This is a genomic window from Nostoc sp. (assembly GCF_041747015.1).
Taxonomy (GTDB): domain Bacteria; phylum Cyanobacteriota; class Cyanobacteriia; order Cyanobacteriales; family Nostocaceae; genus Nostoc.
Genome location: NZ_JBGTFY010000178.1, coordinates 1 through 5,495 on the forward strand (window position 1 = coordinate 1; position 5,495 = coordinate 5,495).

The following is a 5,495-nucleotide window of genomic DNA, read 5'->3' on the forward strand; positions in this document are numbered from 1 at the left end:
TGACAAAGCTTTAGGTGATATCGGCAGCAGTCTTGGTTACGGAAATCAGGAATTCAAGGGCACGAATCAGATTGGAAAAAGTCTAGCCATTGAGTTTGATACTTATAAAAATGCCTGGGATCAAAACAACAACCATGTAGCAGTGCTGTTGAATGGAGATGTGACATCGCAGAAGGCAGTCGCAGTGCCTACTTTCCAACTCAATAGTGGAAATTTCCTAGATGCCTGGCTTGATTACAATGGCTTAACCAACAACCTGAGGGTATATGTTGGCACTAATGTAAAACCGTCTACTGCCCTGCTGACCTACAACGTTGATCTGACTTCGGTTGTGGGTAATCAGGCATACGTAGGCTTCAGTGCTGGTACAGGTAGTCTGATTAATAATCACGACATTGATAGCTGGAATTTCTCGACATCGAGCAGTGCTAGTTCCAACATTGCTAGCACCTTGGCATTCAGCGAACAAAATTATAGCGTCAATGAAAGAGACAAGACGATTACTGTTACCGTGAATCGTACAGGCAGCAATAACAAAGAAGTTTCGGTGAACTATGCTACCAGCGATCGCACTGCCAAAGCTGGGATTGATTATATTGCAACCACTGGCATCTTGAACTTTGTCAAGGGTCAAACTAGTGCCAATATTACCATTTCAGTTTTAGATGATAGCCAGCTAGATCCGAATTTGGCTTTTCTGTTGACTTTAAGCAATCCTATTAATGCCGGATTGGGAACGCAAAAGACTTCTGTGATCACTCTTTTGGATAATGATGCTAGTGCCGCAGCTAACGTCACTACTCAGCACAATGACAACAACCGAACTGGTGCTGAATTGAACGAAGTGCTACTCAACACTACCAATGTTAATGACGATAAGTTTGGTAAATTGTTTACGCGCCCAGTTGATGGTCAGATTTATACTCAACCCTTATACCTGGCTAACGTCAATATTCCCAATCAAGGTGTTCACAATGTGGTGTATGTAGCGACCATGCACAATACAGTTTATGCCTTTGATGCCGATGACCCAAATGCCTCTACACCGCTTTGGTCAATTTCCCTAGGCCCTTCAGTTAAATTACCCGATCCTAACATTGGTCCTTACCCTAACTATAGAGATATTGCAACTGAGGTGGGTATTCTCAGTACGCCAGTCATTTCAACTACTACCAATACCCTTTATGTAGTAGCCTTTACTAAGGAATCAGGAAATTACATTTATCGGCTACATGCACTAGACCTGAAAACGGGTGCAGAAAAGTTTGGCGGTCCAGTGGTTATTAGTGGCACTGTACCGGGAACTGGTAGTGCAAGTGTGAATGGTGTAATTACTTTTACGCCCAATCTGCAAAACCAACGGCCTGGTCTCCTGCTATCCAATGGCAACATCTATATTGCCTTTGCATCTTTTGGTGACAAAGGTTCCTATAGTGGTTGGGTGTTTGATTATAATGCCACGACCCTGAAGCGGAGTGCTATTTACAATAACACACCTGACGGCAAACTGGGGGGAATTTGGCAGGCAGGCAATGGGCTAGCTGCCGATGACAGTGGCAACGTCTATTTATCTAGTGGTAATGGCACCTTTAAGTCCGATGGCTCGAATCTGGGTACTAGCGTTGTCAAACTTAGTTCCAATCTCACTCCCATTGACTGGTTTACTCCTTACAACTATCAAATACTGAATGCCTTAGATGATGACCTGGGTTCTGGGGGGCCATTACTTATCCCTAATAGCAAATATATAATTGCAGGCGGCAAAGAAGGGAAAATTTATGTACTTGACCGGACTAATTTGGGCAAATTCAATGCTAAAGGTGATACACAGATTGTGCAAAGCTTCCAAGCAATTGGTACGCCCGTTAATAAAGTCAATGCACCCTCAGGAACTCATCATATTCACGGCAGCCCCATTTATTGGAATAGTCCCAATGGGCCATTAATCTATGTGTGGGGTGAAAACGACTGGGCAAGAGCTTATAGTTTTAACGGTACTACCTTAAATACCACCCCCCTAGCAACTAGCAGCATGACGGTTCCAGATGGAATGCCAGGTGCCATGTTATCACTATCTGCTAACGGCAGTACAGATGGAACAGGAATTCTCTGGACTTCCTCTCCGTTCGACAAAGATGCAAATAACCAGACTGTAAGCGGCATTTTACGTGCCTTTGATGCCACAACGATGACTGAACTATGGAATAGTAAGGAAGATGCAAGCAGGGATGATGTGGGTAAATTTGGCAAATTTACCCCACCCACGATCGCTAATGGTAAGGTTTATCTAAGTACTTTTTCTAGCGAACTGGCAGTATATGGCTTAGACACTTAGTGATCTAAGCTCGACTTTATCCATTTTTTGCAACGCTAAAACTGACGCTGAAACCTTTGTGAGACGGTAGCTTTACTTTTTAGATTTCACTGATAATCTGTGACGTAGAAAAAGTATTTGCCAAAAACCAGGGTTTTTACCGGATAAAGAAAACCGACTTCTTAATTTTGGATAAAGCCGAGCTAATTTCAAACGAAACCCAATAGACATCTCCAGAAATTAAATATGCGTTATCCAGAACCTTGTAGAGACGTAGCAGTGCTACGTCTCTACATTCATTTTCGGAGATGTCTAGATGCAGCGATCGCTTATACTCTAGAAGCCGCTAAACTCAGAACTCCAAAACTGATTACAGTTGGAGCCAGTATCGGTACAACTGAGTCTGCCCATGCTGCTGCTATTCGTGCTACTTTCAAAGCTCTTGGTGTGAATATCGAAATTGTGCCAGCAGCTTTTGTCAGTATGGATAATCGTAATACTTGGGTTTTAAAGGTTTAAATTTTCCCCAAATGGCGTTCTGGTAGCAATCGTGCAGAAACTTACCCGCTAAGTATATAAACCATCATCTAATCAGCGATCGCACTAAAGCCAAGGGAATCAGGAGAGGGAGGTAGAAAATTAAAAATTACTCCCACTCCCAATACGGTTCGGTTAGCCATGTTCATCCCTAGAAGCTGCCTTAGACATTAATTTTCTCAATGACACTAAATATTACATATTACGATAATTATTATTGTTTGTTTAATTTAAGTTTAAATCAAGTTTAAGTCGTCAGATACAAACATCAATCTCCTTCTGAAGATGCAAGTAATCTAAGTTTAAATTAGAGTAAATTCCTATTGTCTAAATTTAAGTCAGCCTTACAGCTATTGCATTGATGCTTGAGTTTTGATGTATAAATTATTAACATTCAAGTGTGAAAATAATAATAGTTTTGAATAATCATTATGTTGTCATCAAAAGTGTTAAAGAAAGCGTTGAACGGGTTTGTATTAAGTATTCTAGTTTCAGTTTTGATTGTTACTCCTTCTATATTAGGAAAAAATTTGCATTGGCTTAATCCACCATCACAATCTTTAGAAATTAATGCTAATGCTCAGACTCCTGCTGGAGTAGAAGAAGTACAACAGAGAAACATTAACCAAGCTCAGAATCCTGGGGAAGAAACAAAAAATAATCAACAGGGCAAGAGCGCTGAGTCTAAGGGAGAAGAACAAGGAAAATTAGATATTTTCAAAATTGCCACGGGCGCTCTAGCAGGACTAGTGCTGTTTTTGTATGGTGTAACGCGAATGGCTGAGGGACTGGAAGCGATCGCAGGTGATCGGGCGCGATCGCTAATTAGTAAGTTCACCACCAATCGCTATGCTGGAGTAGCAACTGGCACGGTAGCGACAACAATATTAGATTCATCCTCGGTAACAATCATTATTGTGATTGCAATGGTAAGCGCTGGTTTACTGTCATTCGTGCAATCTCTGGGCGTGGTTTTAGGTTCTAACATTGGTACAACTATTGGCGCTCAAATAGTTGCTTTTAAAATTAACGAGTATGCGCCAATCGCCATGTTCATTGGTTTATTATTAATTCTTTTGGGTAAGAAAGAACGCTGGAAGCAAATCGGATTAATTATCCTTGGCTTCGGCTTACTATTTTTCGGACTTGACACCATTGAAAGCGCAATGGAACCTTTCAAGGACTACCAGCCGTTTCTCAAATTGATGGAAACTTTGGGTAACAACACGCTGCTAGGTGCCGGAGTTGGGGCGCTGTTTACAGTCTTAGTTCAATCTTCTTCTGCTACCGTTGCGGTTATTGTGACTTTGGCTAGTCAAGGATTAATTTCATTACCCGCAGGTATAGCGTTAATGCTGGGTGCTGAAGTTGGTACTTGTGCTGACACACTGGTAGCTACCCTGGGACGCGAACGCCCAGCGCTGCGAACAGGTGTCTTTCATTTGCTATTTAATCTTGTTTCTGCTGGTATAGGCATTTTATTTGCCAGTCAATTGGCAGGATTTGCTCAGTGGTTTTCTCAGTTAGTGGGTGCAGGTGATGATGTTGCCCGTCAAATTGCGAATGCCCAATTAATATTCAACGTGCTGGGAGTGACGTTAGCGATCGCATTTTTGCCCTGGATTGCCCGTGGATTGGAACGGTTAATCCCTGATACACAAAAGCAAAATCGGGAGGCTGAAACGGTAAAGGGGTGACTAATTAATAATTCAAAATTCGATGCCAGTCGTTCATTGGGAGCGACTGGCATCCATCTAGTTAAAAGACTTTGGAGAACCTTCAAGATAACAACTGGCGTGCATCAGTTGTTTTTGCTATTTACCACTTGGCTTCCATGACTGCGGGGATCATCTTGACTAGCAGTTGGTGCTACTGGGGCAGAAAATTTGGAAACTGGCCCGCTAGCTTGAGCATAGGGGAGAGCCGAACCAGTAACCAAAGCCTCTAAGTTGCTAGCCATAATCGTGCGCGGTTGATCGCCGATTGCTTGCGCTATAGTTTCTCCTTTCTGACTCAAAAACACAAAATGGGGAATCCCATCCACCCGATATTTCAGCAGTTCCGGCAGCCACTTGGTATTATCCACATTCAGCATGACAAAATTCAGCTTGTCAGCATACTCTGTTTCCAGTTGAGTCATATCTGGTGCCATTTTCTGGCAGACAGTACACCAATCAGCATAAAACTCCACTAAAGATGGTTTGCCGTTGCTGATTGCTACTTCTAACGGTATGGACGCATCACTTAATTTGGCAAGGGAAGCCGAGGTTGTTTCGGTTCGCAATCCTAAGACTAGGGCAACGCTAAGGGCGATCGCTACCATTGCAATTAAGAAGTTTCTGAGACGTGTCCCAAATGTAGATTCGGGTTTTTTAGGAAAATTAACAGGTGAATCTGTACTCATAACAGAATTATTAAAACTTATTAAGTACTTTCTTCTTTAGTTTAGCTAAATCAGCAGAAGCCTCACACCCACTCTTAGGGGTGTGAGATGAATGCGCGGGAATATGGTATTATAAACAAGTACGAAAAAAGCCGAAAATGCTACTCGTATACCGAACCTTCTCCCAAAGGGAGAGGCTGCGCCAAGACAATCTAGAATATAGGGTTCCATTCAAGAATAGATATTTTTGTATCGTTTCCG

General features: G+C 42.3%; 4 protein-coding genes. 3 read left to right on the plus strand and 1 reads right to left on the minus strand.

All coding sequences use genetic code 11. The features are described 5' to 3' along the window. From ACEW80_RS14490 to ACEW80_RS14500, 3 genes are all read left to right on the plus strand, one after another. Positions 1 to 2,335 (plus strand): Calx-beta domain-containing protein (locus ACEW80_RS14490; protein WP_373527258.1); only part of this gene is annotated, 2,335 nt, incomplete at its 5' end. A gap of 225 nt (positions 2,336 to 2,560) precedes the next feature. Continuing rightward, positions 2,561 to 2,833, plus strand: a complete 273-nt coding sequence (locus ACEW80_RS14495) for a hypothetical protein (protein WP_373527259.1) — start codon at positions 2,561 to 2,563, stop codon at positions 2,831 to 2,833. A gap of 449 nt (positions 2,834 to 3,282) precedes the next feature. Further along, entirely contained in the window at positions 3,283 to 4,548 is a 1,266-nt protein-coding gene (locus tag ACEW80_RS14500; RefSeq protein WP_373527260.1) for a Na/Pi cotransporter family protein, read from the plus strand. 104 nt (positions 4,549 to 4,652) lie between these two features. Here ACEW80_RS14500 and ACEW80_RS14505 read toward each other — a convergent pair whose 3' ends face one another. Next, positions 4,653 to 5,255: a thioredoxin family protein gene (locus ACEW80_RS14505; protein WP_373527261.1), complete on the minus strand. Its 603-nt coding sequence runs from the start codon at positions 5,253 to 5,255 to the stop codon at positions 4,653 to 4,655. Positions 5,256 to 5,495 lie beyond the last annotated feature (240 nt).

What these genes read in the sequence shown, in the direction of transcription:
- ACEW80_RS14495 (WP_373527259.1), top strand. Translation starts at nt 2,561, where the DNA reads ATGCGTTATCCAGAACCTTGTAGAGACGTAGCAGTGCTACGTCTCTAC.
- ACEW80_RS14500 (WP_373527260.1), top strand. Translation starts at nt 3,283, where the DNA reads ATGTTGTCATCAAAAGTGTTAAAGAAAGCGTTGAACGGGTTTGTATTA.
- ACEW80_RS14505 (WP_373527261.1), bottom strand. Translation starts at nt 5,255, where the DNA reads ATGAGTACAGATTCACCTGTTAATTTTCCTAAAAAACCCGAATCTACA.